At 49.7% G+C, this 25389-nt stretch carries 22 protein-coding genes, 1 other RNA gene and 1 pseudogene; 10 read left to right on the top strand and 14 right to left on the bottom strand.

Annotated features, from left to right (window positions below):
* Positions 1–17: 17 nt before the first annotated feature.
* The 4 genes from EHSB41UT_RS05945 to EHSB41UT_RS05930 all read right to left on the bottom strand — a co-directional run bounded on the left by EHSB41UT_RS05945 (position 18) and on the right by EHSB41UT_RS05930 (position 2909).
* Positions 18–1181, bottom strand: coding sequence for a trypsin-like serine peptidase (locus tag EHSB41UT_RS05945; RefSeq protein WP_087107762.1), 1164 nt, complete (start codon positions 1179–1181; stop codon positions 18–20).
* A 79-nt stretch (positions 1182–1260) separates the two neighbouring features.
* Positions 1261–1752 (bottom strand): pilin, encoded by a 492-nt coding sequence (locus tag EHSB41UT_RS05940; protein WP_087107761.1) that lies wholly within the window; start codon positions 1750–1752, stop codon positions 1261–1263.
* The gene (locus EHSB41UT_RS05935; protein ID WP_133060413.1) at positions 1749–2399 is read right to left on the bottom strand and encodes a hypothetical protein; all 651 of its coding nucleotides are present in this window, start codon (positions 2397–2399) and stop codon (positions 1749–1751) included. Before EHSB41UT_RS05935 ends, EHSB41UT_RS05940 begins: the two co-directional genes overlap by 4 nt.
* A gap of 237 nt (positions 2400–2636) precedes the next feature.
* A complete protein-coding gene (locus EHSB41UT_RS05930) occupies positions 2637–2909 on the bottom strand; it encodes a hypothetical protein (protein ID WP_087107758.1) in 273 nt (90 codons plus the stop codon).
* A 500-nt stretch (positions 2910–3409) separates the two neighbouring features.
* Between EHSB41UT_RS05930 and EHSB41UT_RS05925 the strand changes: the two genes are divergently transcribed.
* Together EHSB41UT_RS05925 and EHSB41UT_RS05920 are read left to right on the top strand one after the other, a co-directional pair.
* The gene (locus EHSB41UT_RS05925; RefSeq protein WP_087107755.1) at positions 3410–4792 is read left to right on the top strand and encodes a hypothetical protein; all 1383 of its coding nucleotides are present in this window, start codon (positions 3410–3412) and stop codon (positions 4790–4792) included.
* A gap of 373 nt (positions 4793–5165) precedes the next feature.
* A complete protein-coding gene (locus EHSB41UT_RS05920) occupies positions 5166–5606 on the top strand; it encodes a hypothetical protein (protein ID WP_087107753.1) in 441 nt (146 codons plus the stop codon).
* Between the two features lie 139 nt (positions 5607–5745).
* Here EHSB41UT_RS05920 and EHSB41UT_RS05915 read toward each other — a convergent pair whose 3' ends face one another.
* Positions 5746–6000 carry a hypothetical protein gene (locus EHSB41UT_RS05915; protein WP_087107751.1) on the bottom strand — a complete coding sequence of 85 codons (255 nt, stop codon included), beginning with the start codon at positions 5998–6000 and terminating at the stop codon, positions 5746–5748.
* Complete coding sequence (locus EHSB41UT_RS05910; RefSeq protein ID WP_087107749.1) at positions 5997–6524, bottom strand: helix-turn-helix domain-containing protein; 528 nt, start codon at positions 6522–6524, stop codon at positions 5997–5999. The genes EHSB41UT_RS05915 and EHSB41UT_RS05910 overlap by 4 nt, the downstream gene beginning before the upstream one ends.
* Positions 6525–6750: 226 nt before the next feature.
* On the opposite strand from EHSB41UT_RS05910, the gene EHSB41UT_RS05905 reads away from it, so the two are divergent.
* Entirely contained in the window at positions 6751–7356 is a 606-nt protein-coding gene (locus tag EHSB41UT_RS05905) for a recombinase family protein (protein WP_087107747.1), read from the top strand.
* Positions 7357–7434: 78 nt separating this feature from the next.
* Here the strand turns inward: EHSB41UT_RS05905 and EHSB41UT_RS05900 are convergent, their stop codons facing one another.
* From EHSB41UT_RS05900 to nfsA, 6 genes and pseudogenes are all read right to left on the bottom strand, one after another.
* The gene (locus EHSB41UT_RS05900) at positions 7435–8175 is read right to left on the bottom strand and encodes a hypothetical protein (RefSeq protein ID WP_133060412.1); all 741 of its coding nucleotides are present in this window, start codon (positions 8173–8175) and stop codon (positions 7435–7437) included.
* Between the two features lie 173 nt (positions 8176–8348).
* Complete coding sequence (locus tag EHSB41UT_RS05895; RefSeq protein WP_165767163.1) at positions 8349–9626, bottom strand: site-specific integrase; 1278 nt, start codon at positions 9624–9626, stop codon at positions 8349–8351.
* A 9-nt stretch (positions 9627–9635) separates the two neighbouring features.
* A pseudogene (locus EHSB41UT_RS25020) lies at positions 9636–9818 on the bottom strand (DUF6538 domain-containing protein); the annotation flags it as partial.
* Positions 9819–9891: 73 nt separating this feature from the next.
* Positions 9892–10301, bottom strand: a transfer-messenger RNA (tmRNA) gene (gene ssrA, locus EHSB41UT_RS05890).
* Positions 10302–10354: 53 nt separating this feature from the next.
* Positions 10355–12667, bottom strand: coding sequence for a PP2C family serine/threonine-protein phosphatase (locus EHSB41UT_RS05885; RefSeq protein ID WP_087107741.1), 2313 nt, complete (start codon positions 12665–12667; stop codon positions 10355–10357).
* A gap of 54 nt (positions 12668–12721) precedes the next feature.
* Entirely contained in the window at positions 12722–13444 is a 723-nt protein-coding gene (nfsA, locus tag EHSB41UT_RS05880; RefSeq protein WP_087107739.1) for an oxygen-insensitive NADPH nitroreductase, read from the bottom strand.
* A 200-nt stretch (positions 13445–13644) separates the two neighbouring features.
* Here nfsA and EHSB41UT_RS05875 point away from each other — a divergent pair, with 200 nt between their 5' ends.
* Positions 13645–15288, top strand: coding sequence for a 3-(methylthio)propionyl-CoA ligase (locus tag EHSB41UT_RS05875; protein WP_087107737.1), 1644 nt, complete (start codon positions 13645–13647; stop codon positions 15286–15288).
* Positions 15289–15361: 73 nt separating this feature from the next.
* On the opposite strand, the gene EHSB41UT_RS05870 is transcribed toward EHSB41UT_RS05875, so the two are convergent.
* Positions 15362–16249, bottom strand: coding sequence for a D-hexose-6-phosphate mutarotase (locus EHSB41UT_RS05870; RefSeq protein WP_087107735.1), 888 nt, complete (start codon positions 16247–16249; stop codon positions 15362–15364).
* A gap of 181 nt (positions 16250–16430) precedes the next feature.
* On the opposite strand from EHSB41UT_RS05870, the gene tatA reads away from it, so the two are divergent.
* On the top strand, positions 16431–16625 hold the full coding sequence (gene tatA / locus EHSB41UT_RS05865) for a twin-arginine translocase TatA/TatE family subunit (protein ID WP_087107999.1): 195 nt from the start codon (positions 16431–16433) through the stop codon (positions 16623–16625).
* A gap of 80 nt (positions 16626–16705) precedes the next feature.
* Here the strand turns inward: tatA and EHSB41UT_RS05860 are convergent, their stop codons facing one another.
* A complete protein-coding gene (locus EHSB41UT_RS05860) occupies positions 16706–18802 on the bottom strand; it encodes a PhoX family protein (RefSeq protein ID WP_087107733.1) in 2097 nt (698 codons plus the stop codon).
* Between the two features lie 351 nt (positions 18803–19153).
* Between EHSB41UT_RS05860 and gspC the strand changes: the two genes are divergently transcribed.
* The 5 genes from gspC (at position 19154) to gspG (ending at position 25376) form a co-directional block, all read left to right on the top strand.
* Positions 19154–20008, top strand: a complete 855-nt coding sequence (gene gspC, locus EHSB41UT_RS05855) for a type II secretion system protein GspC (protein ID WP_087107731.1) — start codon at positions 19154–19156, stop codon at positions 20006–20008.
* Positions 20009–20078: 70 nt separating this feature from the next.
* Positions 20079–22160: a type II secretion system secretin GspD gene (gene gspD / locus EHSB41UT_RS05850; RefSeq protein ID WP_087107729.1), complete on the top strand. Its 2082-nt coding sequence runs from the start codon at positions 20079–20081 to the stop codon at positions 22158–22160.
* Positions 22150–23667, top strand: coding sequence for a type II secretion system ATPase GspE (gspE, locus tag EHSB41UT_RS05845; RefSeq protein WP_087107727.1), 1518 nt, complete (start codon positions 22150–22152; stop codon positions 23665–23667). Before gspD ends, gspE begins: the two co-directional genes overlap by 11 nt.
* Before the next feature lie 2 nt (positions 23668–23669).
* Positions 23670–24890: a type II secretion system inner membrane protein GspF gene (gene gspF / locus EHSB41UT_RS05840; RefSeq protein WP_087107725.1), complete on the top strand. Its 1221-nt coding sequence runs from the start codon at positions 23670–23672 to the stop codon at positions 24888–24890.
* Between the two features lie 30 nt (positions 24891–24920).
* Positions 24921–25376, top strand: a complete 456-nt coding sequence (gspG, locus tag EHSB41UT_RS05835; protein ID WP_087107723.1) for a type II secretion system major pseudopilin GspG — start codon at positions 24921–24923, stop codon at positions 25374–25376.
* The last annotated feature ends 13 nt before the right edge of the window (positions 25377–25389 follow it).

The following is a 25389-nucleotide window of genomic DNA, read 5'->3' as shown; positions in this document are numbered from 1 at the left end:
CAGGATGAACAGAGACTTTAATCGCAGGTTAAATTAATAAAGTTATCGGTGTTCTTTTTTGAGATTGTTTTCTTCTTCAGCCAGACCTTTTTGCCTTTATAAGTTGCTGAGACAGAGTCGCCTGACCAGGTTCCGCCATCGTAGAGGTCTTTGGCAAAATAGTAATAGTGGCCAAAGCTGTCTGTTTTACCAAAGCTGGCGACATCTCCTGTATTCAGACGGTTTTTTTGCAAGATTCGCCATTCATCGTCACGGTATAATCTCACCAGCAAATCTACACGGTTTTCACAGCTATTCTTTATGTGAATATAAGTCGCATCTTCGGTATTGATAGAAAAGCTTTTAAAGTAGCTCTGGGTGCTTCCCTCATTCTTGATGAGTGCGCTCAGAGCCCCGAAGGTTGTCTGAGTGAACCAGGTTACATAGTTTTCCGCTTTGGCATCGGCACTCAAAACACCTTTGATATAGTACTGATCGTACTCCTGATCGTACTGGAAAATACTGGAGCCGCTTGCTCCGGGCGCTGTGTCACAGGATGTGCGGGCAATATTGGCATAATCATGCTTGACGAAACATTCCTCATACCAGAGCGTTCCATCTTCTTTGTCTGATGGATAGGATGCCAGCTGCATTTCATAGACATCATCGGGATACTGGCCTTGCTCATTTTTTTTAGTAAAGAATGAACCGGCCATACCCAGTGAATTGACGCTTTTACCATTGAGAGGCTTCACTTCCAGTATCGCGAGATCGTGCTGCATCTCTTTAGGATTGATTGATTTCAGGTCACCTTCGGCATCAAAGGCTTTTAGTTTGGCCTGCTTTAAATATTCCTTGGATATCCAGGCTTTGCTGATGTACCGCCGCCCGGGGAAACGGTAGTTTTCCCCGCGGAATCGAGGGAAAAACTCGATTCGTTTTTTTACCCGACCAGCACCACTGTCCACCACACAATGCGCAGCGGTGATCAGATGGTTCTCCCCAATGATGGTGGCAGAGCAGGATGAAGGCTTTGTATTTCCAGCAGAGTAGGAGAGAAGCAGTCCGGTTCTCTTGATGATCTGGCTGGGAGCATTGTCCATATCGGTAATCTGCTCACGGCTTTCACCACGAATGATAATTGCCTGGCTTGATGTGGCAATAAATAACAGAGCTGATAGAGCGAAGATACGGAGTTTCATACAAAGGCTAAATAATGATTATTTATTATCTCGCTGATCTTGATTTTCGTTATCGATAGTGATCAGCAGTCTTTCTGGCTCAGGATTCTAATTTATTTCTGCAAGCCGAGGGAAGCAGCTCATTGGGAATATCGGTTTTGTTCTGCCCAACAGCTTTCATCCCCGGAACTGGTTCATCATATCCACAAAGCCATGACATCGGGCTGGCAACACTGCCAATAACGACAGCTGGGCGGAAGGTCAGAGTTTTACCGTGAAGCGGTTTAGGGGACTTGTTGCCCAGCTGGATATGAATGGCACCGGCTTCAACCGTGATAGAGGTGACACGGTTGCCAATCAGCAGTTCCGGAGCGGGAACACCGGCCTGGGTGTTGTTGGCTGGAAAGCCCAGATTCTCAGCATGGTAGCTGGCAACCTTTTCTCTGACAGAGGTTGAGAAGGTGAGTGCATCAACAACTTCACTGCGGTGTATGTACATCTGATATTGCGGCATGGCTACGGAAGCCAGAATACCGATAATGGCCACCACAACCATCAGTTCAATCAGCGTAAATCCTTTTACTTGTTTCATACGATATTCCCCAGCAAAAATATTGTTGAATAGGTGGTTTGTAAAAAGAGGCAGATAGAGAGAACAATTACGATTGCTGCCATGGATAAAATGGCTTTGTTCAAGCGGTCGCACTGCTTCTCCAGTTTTTTGACTTCCAGTGTCAGCAGTATGTTGATCTCTTCGCAAAGACTGTTTTGTGAGTGTTTGGCCGCATCAGTGAGGCTGGCGATGTAGGGTGATGCCGACGTGCCCCCGGTTGAGCCGAGAGGGAAGCGAAGTATGTCCAGAATATTGGAATAGCTTGTCCGGATGCTGCTTGGCAGAAATATCTTATAAAGCAGTTTGTCGGAGATATCGGAACTGAAATCGCGAATATGTTTGATAGGATAGGAGAAGGCAAAACAGAGGAATAAAAATCCGGTTGTAATACCGGTAATCAACTCCCAATTAGCCATAAGCCAGATGAAGTTTGTAGAAGGCGTAATATCCGCATTGGAGAAAATCGTTTCAATGGTTGGATAGACCTTCATTCTGAAAAGAAAACTAATGAAAATATAGAGGCTGGCTGTGGCAATTAAATAGCTGCCAGCATCGTTGTATTTTCTGGTTTTCGTTTCCAGTGCAGAGAAGTTGATCTGTGAGTAAGTCTGTGCCGCTGCCTGCATGCTCTCCCGGTTATTGATCGTCAGAAGCTCTTCCTTCAATCGATAGGGCGTTGAGCCTGAAGAAAGCTTGTCGCCATAAAGATAGCTATATGACTTCTCTTCCGCTTGTTGTATGGCAGCTGCGGGAGAACTGCCTTGAGCCAGTGAGGCTGCGGTACTACGGCAGAGATAATGGAATCGGGTCCATGACATAGCAAGATCCGTCTATGAGGTTAGATGTTGTTATTAAGTGAAGGATTAGCGTTTTTTACGTGGGCCAAAAGGATGCTTTTCCGAGGCCTCGGCAGTATCTATCGCCAGCCAGTAAGAGACTATGCCCCCAACAGCGAACACCAGAGTCAAAGTCAGCCCATCTTTTATTCCCATTTTTAGGCTGGCGATCAGTGCGAAAATACTAAAGGCAATAGACAAGACGATGACCATTGTCCGGGTTTTAACTGGTTTGGTGATACTTTCCGGAAGGGGGGTGTTCAGTTTATCCAGATAAGACTGTTTATTGTTTTTATTCATGGCTTACTGTCTCAGTGACAGCATTTTATTGAATGACGTGTTGTTAATTATTGAAGACGCTACCGCTCCCCGATCCTGCACCGCATACATCCTGCGCCTGGTGAAATCCGGAAGTCCCTTTTATTTGTCTGTGATTATGCCTTTATCAAATAGGTGTTGTAAGACTGTATTGGTGATTTTCGGATTATAAAATATAGAGTGGATTGTTTTTTATGCATGTTGCGTTGGTTTGGGGTAGATATCAAAGCGCTCTAATCAATGCCTAGACGAGTGATTTAAGGCTTTAGGCTAATTTACGAAATTTTTTACAATTATATGATTTTTAGCCATTTTGGCTGATACGTTTTTGTAAATTTTTATAGCGTCTGTTTTAGCATCCCTTTGTCTTATATCATTTTTTTTATGCCAATTTTGACTTTTTAGAGAGATTCTTTGTGTGCCATTGTAGCTAAAGAATAATGGGTGGTAATCTGCTGTGAAAAGCGAAGAAATGGGATTTTATGAAATTTTCAATACCAAGGCATACTGATCAGGTCATCTATGATGCTTTCTTAGAATTGGCAGAGGCTATGTCAACTGACAGCTATACCGTCAAAGCTACAATGCTTGGATCTGAACGGACCGTTGTTATTGGTGAGATGAATAGCAAAGAGGCTGATCAGCTAGAAGATGTATTAATGGGTCCGTCTATTTTTACATCAAGGCTTACCTTGTCAACACATAAGCAGCACTCATCTAGTAATTTCAATGTTTCTGTGACTCTATTCAGAGGGGGGAGCCTACCTGAGACGCCAGATCCAGTATGGGATGAGATCATAGTATCTCGTACTGATCCTAATTCGGCACTTAACCATTTGTTTAAAGAGTTTGAAAAAGGATTTGCAAAGTTATACGAAAAGTTATCTTTGAAAGTCACAAATATTCCATCGTCTGAAATAGGCCTCCAAGACCTAAACGCTCTTCATTTGTCAACGATTGAGCGCTTTGAAGAGACTGCCGTGAGTGCAGTTAATAAAGTGACGGAGCATGGCGTTAGTCTAGCTGATGAATATCGCACAAAGCGCGAAGAGTTGGAGCAAGAGTTCAAAGCTCGTGAAAAAGAGCTAGAACGGAACTTTTTACATAAAAAAGATCTGTTGAGTGTTGAAAGAAGTAAGTTTGATAGCGAAAAAAAGAGTTTTGATGATCTGAAAAATACATTTGAAAGACGAGGGATTCATCAACGTCTTCTCTCAGAAATCAAGAACCGCCAAGAAAACTTTTATCTGACTCAGCGGACTAATCGCAAGCGAATACCCGTTACGATACTTTTATTTTTGTTGATGAGCGGATTGGGATGGTTTTCTTATGAGTATGGCCAAGAGCTCGCACAAAGCCTCAAAATTTATACGATAGAGTTAGGTGTCGATGGTGCTACAGATATGGCTGGGGGAATTGGTCGATCTGTACCGACTTCTTTTATTATCTATCTGGCACTTCGACAGCTGCTAATGACAGTTGCCTTTCTGGGGACGGCATTGTTTTCTATTAGATGGATGACCCAGTGGGCTGATCGCCACGCTCAGGCCGAATTTAGAAATAAGGAGTTTGAGCTGGATATGGAGAGGGCGGGATGGCTGGTTGAAGCAACCTTAGAGTGGAATGAGAAGAAGGACGGTGAGATTCCTGAGAAGTTACTTGAGAGTCTTAGTCGGGGGCTTTTTGAAGGGCAGAGAGGCCAGGTTGAAAGTGTTCAGCATCCTGCAGATCAGCTCGCGTCAGCCCTAATGGGAGCGGCTTCTTCTGTTGATCTTAAGCTTGGCTCTGGAGGTTCTTCTGTAGCTATCAATCCGAAAAAGCTGGCGCGGCAAAAAATTGGTGAAGTGAAAAGTTCAGAAGCTTGAGCAAGCAACGGGTGAGAAAGATCTTCATATAAAGTTATTTACTAGTAAAAATTGCAACGTCTATTAAATCTTGAAGCAATGATTGGTGGAGACGGCGGGATTTGAACCCAGCGCTCGCAACCCTATGATTTGCAATTGCTTTCCCTGAAATCTGCGCAAGTATGTACCACCTAAATGTATATTTGAGATTACTTCAAGGGTGCATTATCCACTCGAACGGAGTCACGTCTAGTGGCGCAAAATTGACTTGAGTGCGATTTTTTTGGATCTAGGCACGTATGTGATGTGTTTTTTGTAACTATGCCAAGTACATGATCTTTGTGTAGGTGGTACTTTCACGGCTCAACAAATCACTACTCTATAAGGTGTTACCGTGCTGGGTCGTTCAGTTTTACTCGGTGTCCTGCTATGCCTCGCAAATGTGTCCTTTGCTGGCCTTTCTGGCGAAAATCTTACGAAGGCGCAGAAGCTCGCAAATGGTATGAAATTGGACTTTTATACTTGTCAGTTATTGACTGAGACCGCTCTTCTTATGGGAGAAATGAAAGGTTCAATGGATAAGGACGCATATTCTTGTGTAGGTAAATACAAGGTAAAAAGAAAAGAAGAATATAAAAGTGTGCGAGAGCTCTTAAAGTCATCACCAGATGCCTTAACTGAGCTGAAAGATCTATACGCATATTGGGTTTCTAGTTTCGATGTACTAATTCCTGAATCTGGAGATACAAAAAGGGGTTATAAGGACAAGGTATCAGCTAGGTCACAGGGAATAAATGATCGGTCGAATCGCTATCTGATTGAATTGGAGATGTAATTTTCAAAATCGGGTGTCCGGGTTGAAACGCAGGGAATGAGCCGCTGTCGTTTGCTTCTAAGGGTATGACAAGCAGCCCCCTCTGACGAAAAAGCCCGGATTACTCCGGGCTGGCTGATTGCACAGCAAGGATAATTGGTTAGCGATTCACACGCTGTTGATATTCGATGTTGGTTTCATCAGGGCGTTGTGCCTGTTGTGACACTCTGCCGAGCCGGGACAGATTGTCCTGTCTGTGTGAATGGTAGGTGTTCTGGTATGGGGTCGGTTCCTGTACCAGTCTGACACGGGTTGCACCTGACGTATGGATAGCCCCCTCTGTGAATGGAGTATCACTGTAATCCATTGCCTGTTCCTCTGTGAGTCCTACTGAGATGCGTTCGTAACCTTTCACGCTGCCAACTCCTGTTCTGCCTTTTGCTGTGCTCTGAGGGCTCTTACGTCATCATCTGACATGATCTTGACCACCAGTTCCGGGAGAGCTTCTGAATCGTCTTCTGTCTGCTTCATAGGTAACACCGCTTGATAGGTGCGAGCCATGTTTGAAAGGGCTGTAGAGAGAGCTGTGGTTCCTCTGGCGAGTGCTACAAACCTTTCCGGGTCTGTCTCTACCATCGCCATTGCTACCCGCTGGTGGAGTTCGTCTGTCTGTTGAAGTAAGCGTATGGTCTGACGTGCTGCGACTGCTGCGAGCCACTCCGGGTCTAGGGTTCGTTTAAAGCTCTCCTGAGCTTCTCTGAGGGCTTCTGTGGTTAGGCTGGCAATGTCTACCGGGTAAGCCTTCAGGACGTTACTGACCGTTGTTGTGGTGCGTCCTGTACGTGATGCGATTGCCCGGAGTGAATGACCTTCAATCCGTAGCCTGATTATTTCCCGCTTCTCTGCTTCTGTTGTTCGAGTCGGCTTTGTATCTGTCATGTTCTAACACCGTCACATATTAGGAAGTGCTAATATTTTACTCCTGTCGTCTAATGGGTGCGATATGTAAGAGTTACAAGTGCATTAGATATGTGTCATTTGGGTATACCTCAGTGACACGTGTCATGTGTCTTTAAAATGTGTGTCAAATACATTGACTCTGATTTATGACACAGTACCATGTGTCACATCTTAGATGTAAATAACACACGCAGGGCACAGAGTCATGAGCAAAGGTCAGCAAGTAGCATACGTCCGGGTTAGTACAGTTCTGCAAAACACAGATCGTCAGTTTGCCGGGATGGATTTTGACCAAGTGTTTGAAGACAAGGCGAGCGGTAAAGACACAAAGCGTCCTGCACTGGATAACCTGTGTCGTTTTGTCCGTAAAGGCGACACAGTACATGTGTGGAGCATTGACCGTCTGTCCCGGAGTCTGACTGATCTTCGTAAGCTGGTGGACGATTGGATGGCTCAGGGTGTCTCTGTTCACTTCCACAAAGAAAACATGGTGTTTGATGCGCTGGCAACTGGGCAGGCAAAAGCCATGCAAACCATGATGCTGAACATGCTGGGTTCCTTCGCTGAGTTTGAATTGTCTATCCGGGCAGAGAGACAGCGTGAAGGTGTGGCGATTGCCAAGGCTAAGGGCAAGTACAAGGGCAGACAGCAAAGCATAGACCGCAAGGAAGTACAAAGGCTGCTGGCTGCTGGTATGGGGGCAACAAAGATTGCCGAAGAGCTGAGGATTGGTCGAAAGACTGTCTACAGAATCCGAGATGAAATCACAGCTACACAGACAAACAAGGAACGGGGCGGACTTACTGTCTAACAGCCCACCAGCGAACAAAAGCCCGGTATATCCGGGTTTTCTTGTCTATGGCTAGTGGACTTCAGCCAGTACTTAAATTTAATGACTCATGAGAGTCCCTAGAACCGCCCCTGCGGGGCTTTTCCATCTCTGGGTATGGCAGAGTGCCTTGAGTCTATCGTAAAGCTCTGAAGCTAATTTTTGGGATGCTTCGTTGTATCTGATTTTTGGGTTCTCTTTCAGACAGTAGGTAGGGTATCCCCGGAGGGTTTCTCTCTTCTGAGGATTCAGAAACAAGGTTAGATCGTGATTCAGTGCTTTTGACCAAGGCGTTTTCAATTCACTACCTAAACCTTTGAAACATGCTTTGATAGCTTTTAGCTCTGACTTGTCCACCAGCAAAAGGCCGTGCATGTGCGGGTTATTGGTGTGTTGCGCCTCTGGCGCAAACCACCAGGCCGGCACGCTGAGGCCGGCTCGCTGGATACGCTTTGTGAGCTTCTGAAGTAACTGTTTTGGGTTCTGCCCGGGTTCTTGTGAAACTCTGTACAGAATCAGTGCTTGAGCGGCTGTTGCCGCTCCAAGCATTGCAGCTGTTGTCAGAAGTAACCTGTCCACACTACGGAGATCACCCTTTCTGGTTTTGAGATTTAACTTTGTCAGATAGGGGATGATTCTGGCAGTAAGTAGGTTGATTTCTTTTGATTCGGCTGCAAGCCTTGTTTTTGTAAGGGTGGAGGAGGATTTAGGTGTTGTTTCTTGTCTCCAAATCCCATTCTGAGTGGGGAGGGGATTGGAAGGTTGATAGCGCTGACAGTGCTTGTGCTGGTCTGTCGTCATGATAGAATTCCATAGTGATTTGCCACTTGGGTCAGAACTTTTGCGAGCCTCTGACCACAAAAAACCGGAGCCCTCCATCTCCGGTTTTTTTGTGCTTTTTATTTTACCTCTTCGGGTTTTCACTTAATCCTGTGGTTTGTCCTTAGTTGGCTTTACATGGCCTGTTCTAGTTATCAGGAAAAAGCGCCGTAAGGTATCAAACTAGTGGGGAGTGGAAATTCAGGCAGAATTACCTTGTCCATCTCCGTGGCAAGTAGGTCTGTGCTGTACTTGTCGCCGTATCCATGTGTTATGGCATAGGCTTGTTCGTGACCGACTATGGCAGCAATATAGCTATCCTGTAGGCCTGAATCCCTACAAGCGGTGATAAAGGTATGTCGGAAACTGTGAAAGACTTTTGTCCATTCCCGGTTTCCACGGCTTCCGTTCTTAGTAATGCCGCAGCGCACAAAGTAGCCTTTGCATCGAGGTTCATCCCTATTGAACCATTGCGATAAGTTGGACGACTTTTTGGCTCTATTGGACAATCCTTCTACAAACAAATTTTCAGTTTGAACTGATTTGACGAACTCCAGAAATCCAGCCCTTTCCAGTTGGGGATGGATAGGCACATGGCGTACAGCGTTTTCTGTTTTGAGCTTCTTGCCTGCTTCTTCATCATTGATATCGATGTACCAATTCCCACCGTCACTCTTCTTGATGTCAGAAACATTTAGTTGGCAGATTTCTTCTATTCGAGCACCGGTATATAAAGCAAGAACCGGAAGCCAATACCTTGCTGGATATACAGGTTCTGAACCGTTGTAGAGGTGTCCTGAAAAGATTTTTTTCAAATCATCAGCGGTGAAAGGAATTCGCTTTGTTTTATTGTCTTTCGATACTTTAAGCACTTTGACGTACTCTGAAAGATCAGATTCCGTGTGACCATTCTCAAAACAAAATTTAAGGTAGTTTTTAACCCATTGCTGGTGATTTTTTACACTTTCATGCGACAAGGTATGTTTATGTTGTTTTGATACCGCAGCAGCTCTGTACGCCACCCAATCATTCTTAAAGCGTTGCTTTGCATTGGCTGGTGCAAATATCAGAAGCTCCTTCATTTGTTTGATTGTAATTTGATCAATTTCTGAAAGGAGGGGATTTTCAAGTAGTGCACACGCTACGGTTAGGTAGCCTCTGTATTGCTTGAAAGTAGTATCCGCTACTTTAGGACGATCTTGTTTGTATTCATCGATGAACGAGTCTATCAGATCACCGAATTTATATGATTTCCGGGTAGGCTTTGTAGGTGACTCAGTGAATCGGGGCTTCTGGATAAGCCCAAGTTCGATTGCTTGAGTTACAGCGTCAAGGTCTTTGGCAGGATCGCCATAGTCAAAGACCATATCCCCGTATGCAATTAAGCCAAGCTCAATAGAACTATCCTGTTGTTTTTCGTTCTTCTCGGTCATTTGTGCAAAGCAGTCTGTTAGTAAGAGCCATAACTCTATGGCTTTCCGCTTTGCTGTAGCATAGGAGTCTGTGCCTAAGGATTTGCGTATTTCTCGCTTGTTTCCTAGCGTTTTTCGCAGGTTTTTTGGGATTACTATCCGAAAATAGTACTTAGTTCCATGTCTTGATTTTATTAAATACGAAGCTCGCATTTGTACCACCCTGATGTGGCACCTTGCAGCGTCTCATGGAAAAGCACTTTAAAAACAATGGGTTGGGGTTGTTTGGTGGAGACGGCGGGATTTGAACCCGCGTCCGCCGATACTCTGCCCTTGGCTCTACATGCTTAGATCCGCCTTTGATTTAAACCTGTCACGATCCAGCGGTCGGGATGAAACAGGCCGATCCTGTAAGGTTTTAACCGATCAAAGCCAGGCGCTGATCACGGCGAGTCTGTCTGCAATGACGGTCTGAATACCTCCCGACAGACGGGGCGGATAGACCGGACGAGCGTTACTGTTTAGGTAACGAAATTACGCCGCAGCAGCTGTAACAACAGCTGGAGCGTCGTAAAGCTCGTCATTAGCTTGAGTTTTGGCAGCTAATAACCAGTAATCATTGTTTTACGAGAGTGATTACCAACTCTCGGCATGCACCTCGGGGTTCGTTATCGTCGTCGAATCCGAATCGTCCCCATAACCTAAGAGTATTAGTGCATAAGAGAAGTTCCAGCAATGTTTAACCGGCTTTACCAGCGCATTGCATCAATATCTGTTACTAACGCACTGAGATTATCACCAGAACCAGCCTCGTAGGCGGCCTCTACCAACAGCTCAGCCTGTTCCTGCTTTGAGCGAATCCCCTGATGCCTGGCATTGGTAAACAGCCTGGCCACCTGTGCGCTGGAGGCAACGTCGTAAACGCCATCACAGCACTGAATCAGAGTGGCGCCTTGCAAGCGATCCAGTGGGTAGGAGGTAATATCCGGTCGGGCCGAGATGATGCCACCCATATTGTGGTCACCCAGCGAGTGAGTCGTAGCCAGATTGCCTTTACCGCCTCCGCCTGGGTGTATCCGTTTGCCATAAGTATCAAGCTGACCACCCCGACGAATAGCTTCCTGGGTGAAGTGGTTCGGCTGCTGGGTCTGTGGATCGAGATCGGGTTTGGCATCTTCTGAGGCCTGGATGTAAGAGCCATTGGGCATCACCAGCAGCGCCCGGCTGTCGCCAACATTGGCAACCCATAGACGGTCACCGATGGTCAAGGCGATATTGGCGGTGGTGCCGGTGTAATCAATACCCGGCTCAAACAGATAATCGCTGCGATCAATATCCACCAAGGCCAGACTGATGGCATTCCAGATACCGGCTTCGGTCAGCCCATCCGGGTTAAATTCTTCCAGCCGTCTGGTGAGCGCATCCGGCAGAGATTTGGTCACGTGTTTTGATGCGAGGTGCCCGGCATAGTTAACGCTGTGTCCATCACAAACGGCGGTCATGCCTATGTTCACCGGCTGACCATTGGTGAGTTTGATGGTGAATTGTTTGGCTGTGTGAGCATCTTCCATACTCGTCCGCTTGCCTTTGGCTTCTGCGGCACTGGTGCTGCCTAAATTTTCAGATTTGAAATCAGGAATATCCCCCCGGCGAATCAGGTGATCCGGATGCGCCACAAAGTCAGGCATATCTGGTTGCTGGCGGGCGCTATTCTGCGCACGGGTTACAGCATCGGTAATTCTCTGGTGGATCTTGCCCTGATCAAGCTCCACCTCATATTCCATCGCTTCAATGTCTTTGGTCGAAACATTCCTGTTGCGCTCACTTAACCGCTGGGTGCGCTCTGCCGACAGTGGTGGGTGATTTGCATCGATCATGGTACTACCTGAATACCTGGAGCGAGAGAGCCGGGTGTTATGCACATTAACTGGTCGCTGTTCAACAACCTGCTCTGCAATTTGGTATCGAGAATGTTGTGATTGAGGATAGCGTGGTCTGTCAGGTGAAGGCTGACCGGTTGTGGGATCAAGCTGACCCATCTGCTGCTCAATATCCCGGAGAAACTCTTTGGTCAACTGGTCGGTGGTTTCCGACTCTATCAGATGTTGTAGATGGGGAATTAGACGATACAGCGGATATTCCGGGAAGTTGGGCAGCTCGCCTTCCGGCCCGAGCATCGATGCCATATTCATTACACACTTGGTGTAACAGGCAGGATCCTCATCGAAGTGCCGGTTTTCAATAATTTGCTGGTAGGCACGGAAAGCATCCACGTAATGACCTTTACCAAAGAGTGATTTGGCCTCTGTGCGCAAATCATTCATGGTTTTCACAGGTGCTCTCTGGGGCGTCCTGCTTACTCGGGGTTGTGGCTTCGGGCTTACTCTCTCTCGGTTTATATAAGCTAAAACTCCGCCGGGATACGCTGCAGCTTTCTGTACCTCCCCCGGCACCAATGGGAAAGGTGTATTGCTGGCCAGATAGTGGAGCAGGTTTTCAAAAGCCTGAGGGTTGCCATGATCCTGAAACCAGCCATCCAGATCGACAGCCAACCTTCGTGCAGGCTCAAGGCCTTGCTCCTGATAATTACCGACGGTGATCTCAATCTCGTTGCTTGTCGGCGAAGGCGGGCGTTTCAGTGGTTTGGGCGATGGGTTTTGATGTGGTGGCGGTTGGTGCATACCTGTGTTGGGATCAACCGCCGGAGCCGGTGGCTGGTCGGGCGCTTTGGCGAGAGCCGCCACCATATTGCGGATATGGGCGATATTAACGTGCAAGGAGTCATCGATTTGTTTGGAGGCTTCTTTCACATCACGATCCCAGAGCTTTTTCTGGGCCATTGAAGAGAGAGACTCCCGAAGTTTTGCCTGACAATCCTCGAAAGAGAGCGCATCGGGCTTGCCTCCTTCTCCTTTGTAATAGGCAGAAGCTGTGACTACCCGACCGGCCTTGGTGATAAAGGCACGGTCGGTATTTTCCGTGTTCTTGGGCAGACGACTCAGATCATCCTGCAGGCTTTTTACTGTTGTTTTGGGAGAGGAGGGCCCCATCTGGTAAGCCATAACCCTGTTCCTTGCTGGTTATCCTCTTTAAACGATAGACCCCGCCAGATGGGTTTAAACCCGGGTCAGCCCTTTGCTGTTCAGGTAAGGCAGAATATGCGGGCGCGACTCGCCACAGAGCTTATCGGTAATCTGCTCTGACCAGTTCATATCCTTGCGGTTATCTGAGCGGCTGGCGAAGTAGTCCTTCATGGTCTGGTCGTACTCTTTGACCAGCTGTTGGTCTAAAGGCTGATAACTGTTCTCATGAACAAGCACCTCCATAGGCAGGCGAGGTTTGATCTCCGGCGACTGATCCGGATGCCCCAGACACATGCCAAAAAGAACGGCGGTGCAGGGCGGCAGATCAAGCAACTGATCGACGGCTTCGGTGCTGTTACGTAGGCCACCAATATATACACCACCCAGCCCCATGGACTCAGCAGCCACCAGACAGTTCTGGGCCATGATGCCAGCATCAATCGCGCCGATCAGGGTCAGCTCGGTGAACTCGGCATTGATGGCTGGCTTGATAGCCGCATGGCGCTGGTAATCAATAATAAACACAAGAAACTCCGCGCAGCTTTCCACGTAAGCCTGGTTTCCGGCGAGTTGTGCGAGGGTTTTACGCTTTTCGGTATCTGTCACCCGGATGATGGAAACCGCCTGAATCAGACTGGAAGAGGAAGCGGCAATACCGGAGGCAAGAATGGTGTCCAGCTGCTCTTTCGTCAGCGGCTGATCTTTGAATTTGCGTATGGAGCGATGGGAGAGCAGAGTCTCGATGGTGCTGTTCATTGTAGGGCTTGTTCTTTTGATGGCTGATATTCAGGAATATATTACGGAGTGCTTCTACACTGCAAAGCTGTTCTGGTAGGGTTGTAGGAAGTAGTGCTGCAGGCATGGTTTCCCTTCACCTTTGCCGTGTCTAGAGAGCAGTGCTCAATAAAACTTATAAAAATGTTCTCGACAAATAACAATAAAACAGAGGGACGCTTATGTTAGGCAATATGATGGATCTGCCCCTGCAGATTTCCAGCCTTCTTGATCACGCCGAACAGACCCACCCCGATACCGAAATTGTCAGCCGCCGCTGCGAAGGTGATATCCATCGTTATACCATGTCCGATGCTGCAAAGCGGGCCAAGCAGGCTGCTAATGCGTTGGAGAAAATGGGCGTGCAGCAGGGTGACCGGGTAGCAACGCTGGCCTGGAACAACTATCGCCATTACGAGCTTTATTTTGCGGTTTCCGGCACCGGTGCGGTTATGCATACCATCAACCCCCGTCTGTTCCCGGAACAGCTGGTCTACATCATCAACCATGCTGAAGACCGCTGGATTTTTGTGGACCTGACCTTTGTTCCGCTGTTGGAAGCGATTAAGGATCAGATCACCAATGTGGAAGGCTTTATTGTGCTGTGCGATGAAGATCGCATGCCGGAGACTTCCCTGCCTAATGCCATCTGTTATGAAACCCTGATCAAGAACGAGCCGGAAACCTACAGCTGGCCTTTGCTGGATGAGCAACAGGCGGCCTGCCTTTGCTACACCTCCGGTACCACCGGTAACCCGAAAGGTGTTCTGTACAGCCATCGTTCCACCATGATCCACACCATGGGTTCCATTGGCTATGAAGCTATTGGCATCAGCAGCCTGACCTGTGCGCTGCCGGTTGTGCCGATGTTCCATGTAAATGCCTGGAGTATTCCTTACGCTGCCACCATGACTGGCGCCAAGCTGGTATTCCCGGGCGCGGGTATGGATGGTGCTTCCCTGTGGGAGCTGATCGAAAGCGAGCAGCCTGACCTGTTGCTGGGTGTGCCGACGGTATGGCTGATGCTGCTTAACCATATGGAAGCGATTGGCAAGAAGTTGGAATCCGTACAGAACGTGATTGTCGGTGGTTCTGCAGCGCCACTCTCCATGATCAAGAAGTTCCAGGAAGGTCATGATGCGTTCCTGATTCATGCCTGGGGCATGACCGAGATGAGCCCGATCGGCACTATCAATTGCCAGACTCGCGCCATGATGGAGATGCCGCTGGAAGAGCGTTATGCGCTGCAGCAGTCGGTAGGTCGTCCGATCTATGGCGTGCAGATGAAGATCGTCGATGACGAAAACAATGAAATGCCCCGCGACGGCGTTGCCCGTGGTCGCCTGCTGGTTCGTGGTCCATGGATAGTGCAGAGCTATTACAAGTCTGACGATACCAGCAACTGGCATGATGGCTGGTTTGATACCGGTGATGTTGCGACTATCGACAGCAAAAACTACCTGCGTATCGTTGATCGCTCCAAGGATGTGATCAAATCCGGTGGTGAGTGGATCAGCTCTATCGATCTGGAGAATGCTGCTGTCGGACATCAGGCCGTTGCTGAGGCCTGTGTGATTGGTGTTGCTCATCCGAAGTGGGATGAACGCCCGCTGCTGCTGGTCGTTAAGAATGAAGGTGCTGAAGTCAGCAAGTCCGAGATTCTGGAATACCTGACCGATAAAGTTGCCAAGTGGTGGCTGCCGGATGATGTGGTGTTTGTATCTGAACTGCCTCATACCGCGACCGGCAAGTTGCTGAAGGTCAACCTGCGTACAGAATACGCCGACTATCTTCTGAACAAGGCTGCGGAAGCTGAGCCTGCCTGATAACGGTTCTGGTTAAAGACAAGGCGCTGGTCATCATTACATGACCAGCGCCTTTTGCTTTTAACGTACGGACTTAAAGCCCGGCTGGCTCCTGATATTCAAGGGAGAGGCATAAGGTCTGGCTGCCTTCCGGCAATACAATACGACTGTCTTCAGAAGTATTGGTCGCCTCCACACAGAACATCTGTTTGTACTCTTCTTCCCGGAAGTGACTGAGGGTTTTGGATTTCTCAATCCATGGGTTCCAGATCACCAGTGAGTTGCTGCCCTTGCGCCGCATATTGATATCCCAGTGGCCCAGCCCGCCGAAACCTACCGGCTGACCATCATCCAGAACCACCCAGTCGATCTCCCGGTCAAAGCGGAACTCATCGGTAATGGCGCCCTGATTCAGGCTCAGGGAATCATAGTAGGTGTAGCCTTCCAGATTATGCAGCTGCACATCGGCGATATTGTTGCAGGAGAAATAGGTATGCATGGCCTGGGTCAGTGTGAAAGGCTGTGAACCCAAATTGTTGGTAGTAAGAGAGAGGCTGAGGTTCTGATCGACACATACCAGCAGTTCAACCAGTACCGGGAACGGGAAGGCCGGGTTCTTGCCGTCTGTTTCCATCCATAGTCGTATATCCGTGCGCTCCTCACCATCTTCCAGCACCTCCCACTCCCATTCTGTGGTGCGGGCGAACCCATGGGATGGATACTCCGGATGTTTGGCTCCGTCAGGGTGAGCGCCAAACCAGGGCCAGCAGATGGGAATCCCACCGCGGATAGCGGATCCTTTTTTAAACGGCTCCTCATCGGAGACAAACAGCATCGGCTTTTGGCCGTGTGGCTGATACTCGTAAACATGCGCTCCCTGCAGGGCGATGCTGGCTGTTGCGGACTTGTTTTTGATATGAAGAACAGGGAGTTCGTTCAGGTGACTGAGGATAACATTCTGCGATACTTCGGGATCCGCCATGCTGACATCTCTGGTTCTTGAGGGGCTGACTGAGGGTTATAACAGAAAACACCAGCTGTGCGACCCGACCTGCGCCAATCGGAGGTGGGTTTGTCATATTTCCTACATCTTTCCCACGGACAATTCTTCAGGGATTGGCAGGTCTGGACCTGTACAACGTAATAATAAACGGGAAGAAATTATGGGATTTGGTGGAATCAGTACCTGGCAGCTGGTGATTATATTGCTGATTGTGATCCTGCTGTTTGGCAGCAAGCGCCTTAAGGGAATCGGCAGTGATCTGGGCAGTGCGATCAAGGGTTTTCGGAACAGTATGGGCAAGAGTGACGAACATGACAGCCGTCTGACTGAAAGCCATGAAGCAGAAGTAAAATAATAAGTTATGTAATAACGAAGAGAGGCCCGGCATTTGCCGGGCCTCTTGGTTTGCATGAGTATGTAGGAACGAAAGGCGTATTAAACGCCGATCGCACCACCATCTTCTTTCATAATCACGACAGTTGCCGCACGTGGACGCACTTCAGTACCTTCCGGAGTAATCTCGGCAGCGTTGTTGCTGAACGGCCAGTTACCCGGATGCTGGATGTTCACGAAGAAGCTGGTGTCATCGTTGTTAAACGCCAGACCGGTGACTTCACAGCCGTTAGGGCCAACGAAGAAACGCTTAAGCTGATCCTGGTTAGTGCTGTTTACAACCGGAGAACCATCTTCAGCCATCTTTAGCTCGGAAGGAACAATAGCCAGCATCTGGTCGTTGGTTTGATCCTTCACCTCGGATGCACCGTTATCGGTCTGAACCCAGAGGATGCCGCGTTCATCGAATGCCAGGCCGTCAGGGCTGGCCAGTTCGTTGAGTGAATCCAGACCAGACTTGTTGGTCTCGGAGTCACCGGCAGCTGGGGAGCCGAACAGGAAGAACTCCCAGTCAAAGCTGGTAGGCTCTTCACCTTCGGTCCAGCGGATGATGTGACCAAAACGGTTGTTGGCACGAGGGTTGGCAACGTTGGTATCGTTGTCCGGATCGTCGTCTTCATTATCACGACGGGTGTTGTTGGTCAGCGTGACGTAAACGGCGCCAGTCTTAGGATCAACGGCAGTCCACTCAGGGCGATCCATTGGCGTCGCGCCCAGCAGGTCAGCTGCTCCCGGGGTGTTCAGCAGAATTTCAGCAACAGTTGCAAAACCTTCAACGTCACCCAGACGCTCACCTTTGGTGGTGGTCGCATCAGGAGTCAGGGCAATCCACTGGCCAACACCTTCCGTGCTGAAGCGAGCAACGTACAGAGTGCCTTCGTTCATGTACTTGGCACCGGTCGCCAGACGATCGGATGGAGAAGCGTCAGCCGGATCCCACAGTTCCTTGGACTCGAACTTGTAGATGTACTCGAAACGGCCGTCGTGACCGGAGTAGAAGACAACAGGCTTGCCTTCAGCAACATTGCCGAAGGAGCAGTCTTCGTGGCGGAAACGACCCAGGGCAGTACGCTTCACGGCGCGGGATGTTGGGGTGTAAGGGTCGATTTCAACGATATAACCGTGACCGTTGGCTTCGTTACGGTAATCTTCTGTGGCATCGGCACCGCTTGGGGTGATGTTGAAACGGGCAAACTCACCGGTTTCGTTCTCTTCTGATGCCGGCACGGTCTCCCACAGATAACGGGTTTCCTCATCATCGATGCCCAGACGTACCTGTTCAGCCGTCCAGTTTTCTTTATCGTCCTTGCGAACGAAGTAGCCAGGCCAGTTCTCTTCACAGGTCAGGTAGGTGCCCCAAGGGGTGTGGCCGTTACCGCAGTTGTTGTTGGTACCACGGGCAATTTTGGCGTTGCCTTTCTCTTCGGTGTACTTGGTGATCAGCAGGTTCTTGTCGCTGTCAGCGATTGGGCCGGCCACGTCCATTTCAGTACCGGAGGTGAAGCGGCGGTTGTATTCACTGTTAGGTACGACATCCCAGATACCGTCTTCCAGACGGATATGGATAACGGACACACCATGAGCGTTAATCTCTTTACGGGCTTCTTCGGTTGGACGAACACCGTCGTTTTCGGTTGGGCCTTCCGGGTGCAGAGCACTACTATCAATGTACTCGTGGTTGATGCACAGAATACCTTCTGTGGTGCCTTCACCAAGTGGGAAGAAGTGCATGCCATCGTGATGCATGCCCACGGCGTTCAGCTGATCTTCAGCCGTATTAGTTCCGTCGTCTTTCCATGGGTTAGCATTGGCGTTCAGTGGAGTACCCCAAGGTGCCAGTACAAAGGCAGAGTAACCGGCAGGGATAGCAACGGCATCAATTTTGGAGCCGGCAATGGATTCAAAGCCGAGAGTCAGAGGTTGTTCAACAGGTGGAGTTGGCTCAGCAGGCGTTGCAACATCATCAGAATCATTATCGTTGCAGCCAGTCAGACCAAAACCGGCCAGAGCACTAAAAGCAGCAACCGCACCACCGCGCTTAAGAATGCCACGGCGGGTCAGTTCTTTTTCCAGAACTGCGGAGATAGGCTGGTTGTCACTCTTGTTATAGATCGTTGGATCAAAAGTATCTCTACTCATCGTTTTATCCTTCGGTTTGTAATTGATGAGAGCATCAGGCCTGAAGAATTAAACGGCAGCTGGATGACAATTCGATGTCTGTTCTGTGACAGAAAAATTTATAGGGGCTTTGCTGTTCCAGGATTAAACCGGAGGGAATGTCTGTTTCGGTAGCTGGTGAATGCTATGTAAACGATCGGGTGCGTATAAAAAATAAATATTTGAATTTTGTCTTGTATTGAGCGGATCACTCTTGCAAAAGATGGCCTGTCATGAAACTTTCATGTTTCGCTGGTGGAATTCAATCTATCAGTTGCTGACGCTGAAAGGTCAGAATTCAGAATTATAAAGATACCGGTGTTTTAAGTGTCCATGTTTACAAAGGTCAAACAGGCCCTGGCGTTACGGAGATCGGAAGCCCGTTTTGCTTTTGTCATAGAAGTCGTACTGGTGGTCATTCTTGCCCATCAGCTGGCCAGTCTTTTCTGGGTGATGTTTCCAGCAGCAGATGCGGGGAAGGCTCCGGCCTGGAGCCCTGACCAGAACTCAATATCATCTATACCGTCCTCGGTACGTTATTCGGCTCTGGATTCACTGGAAATCTTTGGGCCGGTCGCCCAGCAACCAGTCCGGCCCGCAGAGAATGAAAATGTGCCTGCTTCCCGTATTAAGGCCCGTATTACCGGCATGCTGGTGAGCAACAGCCCCGAACACTCTCTGGTGATTTTGAAAGAGCAGTCCCGGGAGAGCAGTTACCGGGTGGGTGAAAAGCTGAAGAGCGCTAATGCCACGATTATTGCCATTGAACCGGGGCGGGTGATTGTAGAAACCCGTGGCCGCCGTGAAGCCATTCTCTTTGCTGGTGCAGCCAATCAGCCAAAGGCTATAGCCCGCAATGTTCAGCCGACGCGTCAGGTATCGCGCACGGCACCAGAGTTAAAGCAGGGTGTTCTGGATAATCCAGGCTCCTTGATGGAGATGATTAACATCTCTCCGGTGAAACGGAATGGCGAGCTTGTCGGTTACCGGGTGAATCCGGGCTCACGACCAGAGCTGTTTGATAAAGCCGGACTCCAGCGTGGTGATATTGCCCTCTCTATCAATGGTTATGACCTGACCTCCCAGAAGGAGGCCATGGCTTTTATGCAGAACCTTCCGGGACTAAACCGGATATCCCTGACCGTAGAGCGACAGGGGCAGATTTATCAGATTGATCTTTCAACCTGAGTCGTATGTTTAATTGTTAATAGTCCTTAGTAACCAGAACTCTAATATTTTTATAAGAACAATATTTCGGATGACAAATTTTAATCGACCAGAATCCAACCGGGGCCATAAGCAGAGCTCGCGCAGTCCTCTCTTCGCTGCGACGCTTCTGTCGACCTCGTTGTTGTGCGCTTCCGTTCTTTTCTCCGCACCCTCTGTTTATGCCCAGCAGGCACAGCAGGTTCAGTACTCTGTCAATCTGCAGAGTGTGGATATTCAGGAGTTTATTAATACCGTCAGCAGCAGCCTGAATAAAACAATCATTATTGAACCGGGTGTGAAGGGAAAGATCACGGTCCGTTCCTATGAGACCCTGAGTGCCGAACAGTACTACCAGTTTTTCCAGAGTGTGCTGGAGGTTCATGGTTATGCGCTGGTTGATGCTGGCAACGGCGTGATGAAAGTGATTCAGGGCAAGAAAGCCAAGATGGTTGCCGTACGGGTTGCGGACGGTCAGACACCGGGTGAAGGCAGCGAAGTCGTGACCTGGGTGATGCCACTTAAAAATGTTCCGGTTCATGAGATGTCACCGATTCTCCGGCAGCTGAATGATACCGATGGCAGTGTCGTCCATTTTGCCCCTTCCAATGTTCTGCTGCTGACTGGCCGTGCCAACAATGTCGAGAAGCTGGTGGATATCGCCAGTCGTATTGATAGGGAAGGTGGTAAGCAGGTCGATATTGTGCAGCTGAACCATGCTTCCGCTGTGGATATGGCGCGCATTCTGATGGCGCTTGAGCAGGAGAGCGGTAAGAAGGTTAAAGGTGTCAGCCTTTCCATTGTGCCTGACGAGGCAGGCAATCGATTGGTGTTGTCTGGTACTAACAGCCAGATATCCCATGCCCGCCGGATTATCAGTCGTCTGGATGCCGAACAGAAGAGCTACGGTAATACCCGCGTCTTCTATCTCAAGTATGCCAAGGCAGAAGAGATCAAGCCGGTGCTGGAAGGTGTGGGCCAGACTGTTGTCGATGAAAAAGGTGCAGCCCTCAAACGTAACTTCAATATCAATGTGCATGCCCAGACCAATGCCGTGGTCGTGACCGCCCAGCCCGATATGATGAAGGTGCTGGATCAGGTGATTCGGCAGCTGGATATTCGTCGAGCCCAGGTGCTGGTTGAAGCCATCATCGTGGAAGTGTTCGATGGTGAAGGAATCACACTGGCAACCCAGTTTGCCAGTCGCAGCGGTGGTGTTGTCCAGTTTGCCAACGGCAATGCCGTGCCGATTGGGCAAATAGGACTGGGGCTGGCCAATGCCCGGGAAAAGAAAGGCACAACGGTGGTCAGCGAGAATGGCACCGTGACCAAGAATCCAGATACGCCCGGTGATTACACGGCTCTGGCCAACGCTATCTCAGCTTTGAGCGGTGGTGCCTTTGCTGTTACTTCCGGTGACTGGGCCATGCTGCTGCAGGCCGTCAGTAACTCTACTAAGTCCAATGTGCTGGCCACACCCAGCCTGATGACATTGGATAATGAACAGGCGTCCTTCCTTGTGGGTGATGAAGTACCGACCCTGACTGGTGCCACCTCCAGCGAAAATAATGATAACCCTTTCCAGACCATTGAGCGGAAAGATGTCGGCATCAAACTGGAGATTCTTCCGCAGGTGAATGAAGGTGATTCAGTGAAGCTGAATATCACCCAGGAAGTCTCCAAAATTAATGGCACTACGCCAGTCGACATTACCTTCTCGACCCGTCAGGTACAGACGGCCGTGATGGTAGGCAGTGGAGATACTGTGATTATCGGCGGTCTGATTGACGACGATGTTCAGCAGAGTGTGTCTAAAGTGCCGCTGCTGGGGGACATCCCTGGCATTGGAGCGCTGTTCCGCTCAACGTCCAGCACTACGACCAAGCGTAACCTGATGGTATTTATTCGCCCGACCATCGTGCGTGACGACAATGTACTAGCAGAAATCAGCGGCCAGAAGTACAGCTTTATCCGTGCCCGTCAGGTGGCTGAGCAGGAGAGTGGTATTGCCCTGATGCCGGATGCCGAGGTTCCGGTTCTGCCGGAAGATATGTCCGGGCAGATCAACCACAAACAGCTGCTCGACGAAGCCCGTCACCGTCTGAACGATGATGAGGTGGGCAATGCTGGCTGAAGCCACAGTTAACGCAGGAATTCAGAGCGGTGAACGTTCGGCGGTAGAGCTGCCTTTTGCCTTTGCCAGCCGGTTTGGGGTGCTGCTGGATTATCAGCCACAAGTTGGTTACTGCCTGTATTACAAGAATCTGCCGGCATCGGCTGCGCTCCGTGAAGTACGCCGGGTGCTGGATGGTTCGTTTCAGGTACAGGTTCTCTCAGAAGAAGATTTTGATCAGCGTTTGGGCGCGTTTTACCAGCAGGATTCCTCAGTCGCTCGTCAGTTGATGCAATCCATTGGTAACGACGAAGGTCTGCAAAGTCTGGCGGAAGAGCTGCCAGACAGTGAAGACCTTCTGGAAGCTGATGATGGCGCGCCGATTATCCGGATGATTAATGTGATGCTGGCCGAAGCTATCCGTGATGGTGCTTCGGATATTCATATTGAGACTTTTGAAAACTCTCTGGTTATTCGTTTCCGTATTGATGGTGTACTGAGGGAGATTCTGCGCCCACAGCGTCGTCTGGCAACGCTGCTGGTTTCCCGTATCAAGGTAATGGCCAAGCTGGATATTGCCGAGAAGCGGGTTCCTCAGGATGGTCGTATATCACTGAGGCTGGGCGGTAGGGCTGTGGATGTGCGGGTTTCGACACTGCCTTCCCGTCATGGTGAGCGTATCGTGCTGCGACTGCTGGACCGTAACAGTGTACAGATGAGTATGAGCAGCCTCGGGATGACCGACACCATTCGTGAGCAGGTCAGCGGGCTACTGCAGAAACCCCACGGCATTATTTTGGTGACCGGCCCTACCGGTTCGGGTAAGAGCACCACGTTGTATGCCGGGCTCAGCTCTATTAACTCGGCCGATCGCAATATTCTGACCGTAGAAGACCCGGTGGAATATGACCTTGAAGGTATAGGCCAGACGCAGGTGAACCCGCGGGTTGATATGACCTTTGCCCGAGGCTTGCGGGCTATTCTCCGCCAGGACCCGGATGTGGTGATGGTCGGCGAAATCCGGGATCTGGAAACTGCCGAGATTGCGGTGCAGGCTTCCCTGACCGGTCATCTTGTTCTCAGCACGTTGCATACCAATACCGCCATTGGCGCGGTAACCCGTTTACGGGATATGGGGGTGGAAGCGTTTCTGCTGTCGTCCAGTCTGCTGGGTGTGCTGGCCCAGCGGCTGGTACGCACATTGTGCAGTGAGTGTCGGGAGCCTCGACAGCCCAGTATGGCCGAACGACACCTTTTGGGGCTCTCAGAAAATAGCGAACAGCCTATTTGGCAGGCGAAGGGATGCCAGAGTTGCAACCAGACCGGTTATCGCGGACGTACCGGTATTCATGAACTGTTTCTGGTCAGCGATAACGTTCGCACCATGATTCATAACGGCGCGTCCGAACAGGAGATTGAAGCGACTGTTCGCCAGAGTATGCCCGGCATTCAGCAGGATGGCTTTGCCAAGGTACTGGCAGGTGTAACCACCATGGAAGAAGTTCTGCGTGTAACCCGGGAAGACTGACCATGGCCGTGTATGAATTTGAAGCCCTGGATCAGCGCGGGCGCAGCAAGAAAGGTGTCCGGGAAGCTGATACACCTCGCCAGCTTCGTCAGCAGCTGCGCTCGGAAGGTCTTGCTCCGGTATCCGTCGCACCGGGTTCCGTGCGAACCGAGCGGGTGAAAACCCGTGTACCGCTCTTTCGGCGTCGTGCATCAACGGCTGATATCGCGCTGATCACTCGTCAGCTGGCGACACTGGTTGCTGCGGCTATTCCATTGGAAGAGTGTTTGCAGGCACTGAGTCGCCAGGTTCAGAAGGCCCATCTGAAAGCGATGATCACCAACATTCGCTCCCGAGTGCTGGAAGGGCAGACTCTGGCGGACAGTTTGTCAGCTTATCCTGAGGCATTCGATAGCTTATTTCGGGCGATGGTTGCGGCCGGTGAAAAATCAGGTCATCTGGATACGGTTCTGGAACGTCTGGCTGATTACAACGAGCAGCGACAGCAGATTCAGGGCAAGCTGATTCAGGCCATGGTCTATCCGGTGATTCTTACTCTGGTGGCGATTGGTGTTGTCGCGGCCTTGTTGACCACGGTTGTTCCGACAGTGGTGGAACAGTTTGCTCATCTGGGGCAGGACCTGCCGGCCAGCACATTGGCCTTGATAGCCATCAGTGATTTTGTCCGTGACTACGGCATACATATTCTGGCCGGTCTGCTTGTTGCGTTGGTGATCCGGCAGCGACTGTTACGCATTGCCGCTCTGCGCTTGAAACACGACAAGTTCCTATTGCGTATGCCGGTGATTGGACCGGTGCTGATTGGCGTAGATACATCCCGCTTTGCCCGCACTCTGAGCATTCTGACCAGCAGCAATATTCCGCTGCTGGATGGTATGAAAATTTCGGCAGAGGTGATGGTCAACACCCATATCCGTGAAGCTCTTTTGCAGGCTTCGGAAAAGGTACGTGAAGGCTCAAGCCTCTGGCATGCACTTGATCAGACCCGACTGTTTCCTCCGACCATGCTGCACATTATTGCCAGTGGCGAAAAATCCGGTGAGCTGGAGTCCATGCTGGCGCGTGCCGCTGATGCTCAGGATCGTCTTTTTGATAACCAGGTAAGTATTGCCCTGGGAATATTTGGTCCGCTGCTGATTCTGTCTATGGCTGGAATGGTGCTGTTTATTGTGGTGTCGATTCTGACACCGATGCTGGATTTGAATGCGCTGGTGGCCGGTTAAAAAATTAACGAAGTACAAGAGATACCAATAATGAATAACTCCAAGAAAAGATTGCGTCGTTTATCCGGCGGTAAGCAGAACGGCTTCACCTTGTTGGAAATCATGGTGGTCATTGTGATTCTGGGCGTTCTGGCCTCCATGGTGGTGCCCAATGTGATCGGTAATAAAGACACGGCTGATGAAAAAAAGGTGATACACGATATCGTCGCTCTGGAAAACTCTCTGGATATGTACCATCTGGAAAACAAGATGTATCCATCGACTGATCAAGGCCTGGAAGCCTTGGTGCGTAAGCCATCAGGTGCTCCTGAGCCACGCAATTATCGTGATGATGGTTATATCCGTCGTCTGCCGAAAGACCCTTGGGGCAATGATTACCTGCTGCAGAACCCGGGGCAGTTCGGCAAGCTGGATGTCTTCTCTGCCGGTGCTGATGGCGTTGCCGGCAGCGATGACGATATCGGCAACTGGAATATTTCTTCTTAAGGACCGACGGACT

This window comes from Parendozoicomonas haliclonae (assembly GCF_900174585.1).
Taxonomy (GTDB): Bacteria; Pseudomonadota; Gammaproteobacteria; order Pseudomonadales; family Endozoicomonadaceae; genus Sansalvadorimonas; species Sansalvadorimonas haliclonae.
The sequence above is the reverse complement of the archived record's forward strand: the minus strand, read 5'-3'. Positions and strand labels throughout refer to the sequence as shown.

Excerpts from the sequence above, each read along its gene's own strand:
- EHSB41UT_RS05875 (WP_087107737.1), top strand. The coding sequence starts at position 13,645 with ATGTTAGGCAATATGATGGATCTGCCCCTGCAGATTTCCAGCCTTCTT.
- EHSB41UT_RS05870 (WP_087107735.1), bottom strand. The coding sequence starts at position 16,249 with ATGGCGGATCCCGAAGTATCGCAGAATGTTATCCTCAGTCACCTGAAC.
- EHSB41UT_RS05860 (WP_087107733.1), bottom strand. The coding sequence starts at position 18,802 with ATGAGTAGAGATACTTTTGATCCAACGATCTATAACAAGAGTGACAAC.
- gspC (WP_087107731.1), top strand. The coding sequence starts at position 19,154 with ATGTTTACAAAGGTCAAACAGGCCCTGGCGTTACGGAGATCGGAAGCC.
- EHSB41UT_RS05935 (WP_133060413.1), bottom strand. The coding sequence starts at position 2,399 with ATGCAGGCAGCGGCACAGACTTACTCACAGATCAACTTCTCTGCACTG.
- EHSB41UT_RS05885 (WP_087107741.1), bottom strand. The coding sequence starts at position 12,667 with ATGGCTTACCAGATGGGGCCCTCCTCTCCCAAAACAACAGTAAAAAGC.
- gspG (WP_087107723.1), top strand. The coding sequence starts at position 24,921 with ATGAATAACTCCAAGAAAAGATTGCGTCGTTTATCCGGCGGTAAGCAG.
- EHSB41UT_RS05925 (WP_087107755.1), top strand. The coding sequence starts at position 3,410 with ATGAAATTTTCAATACCAAGGCATACTGATCAGGTCATCTATGATGCT.
- nfsA (WP_087107739.1), bottom strand. The coding sequence starts at position 13,444 with ATGAACAGCACCATCGAGACTCTGCTCTCCCATCGCTCCATACGCAAA.
- EHSB41UT_RS05930 (WP_087107758.1), bottom strand. The coding sequence starts at position 2,909 with ATGAATAAAAACAATAAACAGTCTTATCTGGATAAACTGAACACCCCC.
- EHSB41UT_RS05945 (WP_087107762.1), bottom strand. The coding sequence starts at position 1,181 with ATGAAACTCCGTATCTTCGCTCTATCAGCTCTGTTATTTATTGCCACA.
- gspE (WP_087107727.1), top strand. The coding sequence starts at position 22,150 with ATGCTGGCTGAAGCCACAGTTAACGCAGGAATTCAGAGCGGTGAACGT.
- EHSB41UT_RS05940 (WP_087107761.1), bottom strand. The coding sequence starts at position 1,752 with ATGAAACAAGTAAAAGGATTTACGCTGATTGAACTGATGGTTGTGGTG.
- EHSB41UT_RS05910 (WP_087107749.1), bottom strand. The coding sequence starts at position 6,524 with ATGACAGATACAAAGCCGACTCGAACAACAGAAGCAGAGAAGCGGGAA.
- EHSB41UT_RS05905 (WP_087107747.1), top strand. The coding sequence starts at position 6,751 with ATGAGCAAAGGTCAGCAAGTAGCATACGTCCGGGTTAGTACAGTTCTG.
- tatA (WP_087107999.1), top strand. The coding sequence starts at position 16,431 with ATGGGATTTGGTGGAATCAGTACCTGGCAGCTGGTGATTATATTGCTG.
- gspF (WP_087107725.1), top strand. The coding sequence starts at position 23,670 with ATGGCCGTGTATGAATTTGAAGCCCTGGATCAGCGCGGGCGCAGCAAG.
- EHSB41UT_RS05900 (WP_133060412.1), bottom strand. The coding sequence starts at position 8,175 with ATGACGACAGACCAGCACAAGCACTGTCAGCGCTATCAACCTTCCAAT.
- gspD (WP_087107729.1), top strand. The coding sequence starts at position 20,079 with ATGACAAATTTTAATCGACCAGAATCCAACCGGGGCCATAAGCAGAGC.
- EHSB41UT_RS05895 (WP_165767163.1), bottom strand. The coding sequence starts at position 9,626 with ATGACCGAGAAGAACGAAAAACAACAGGATAGTTCTATTGAGCTTGGC.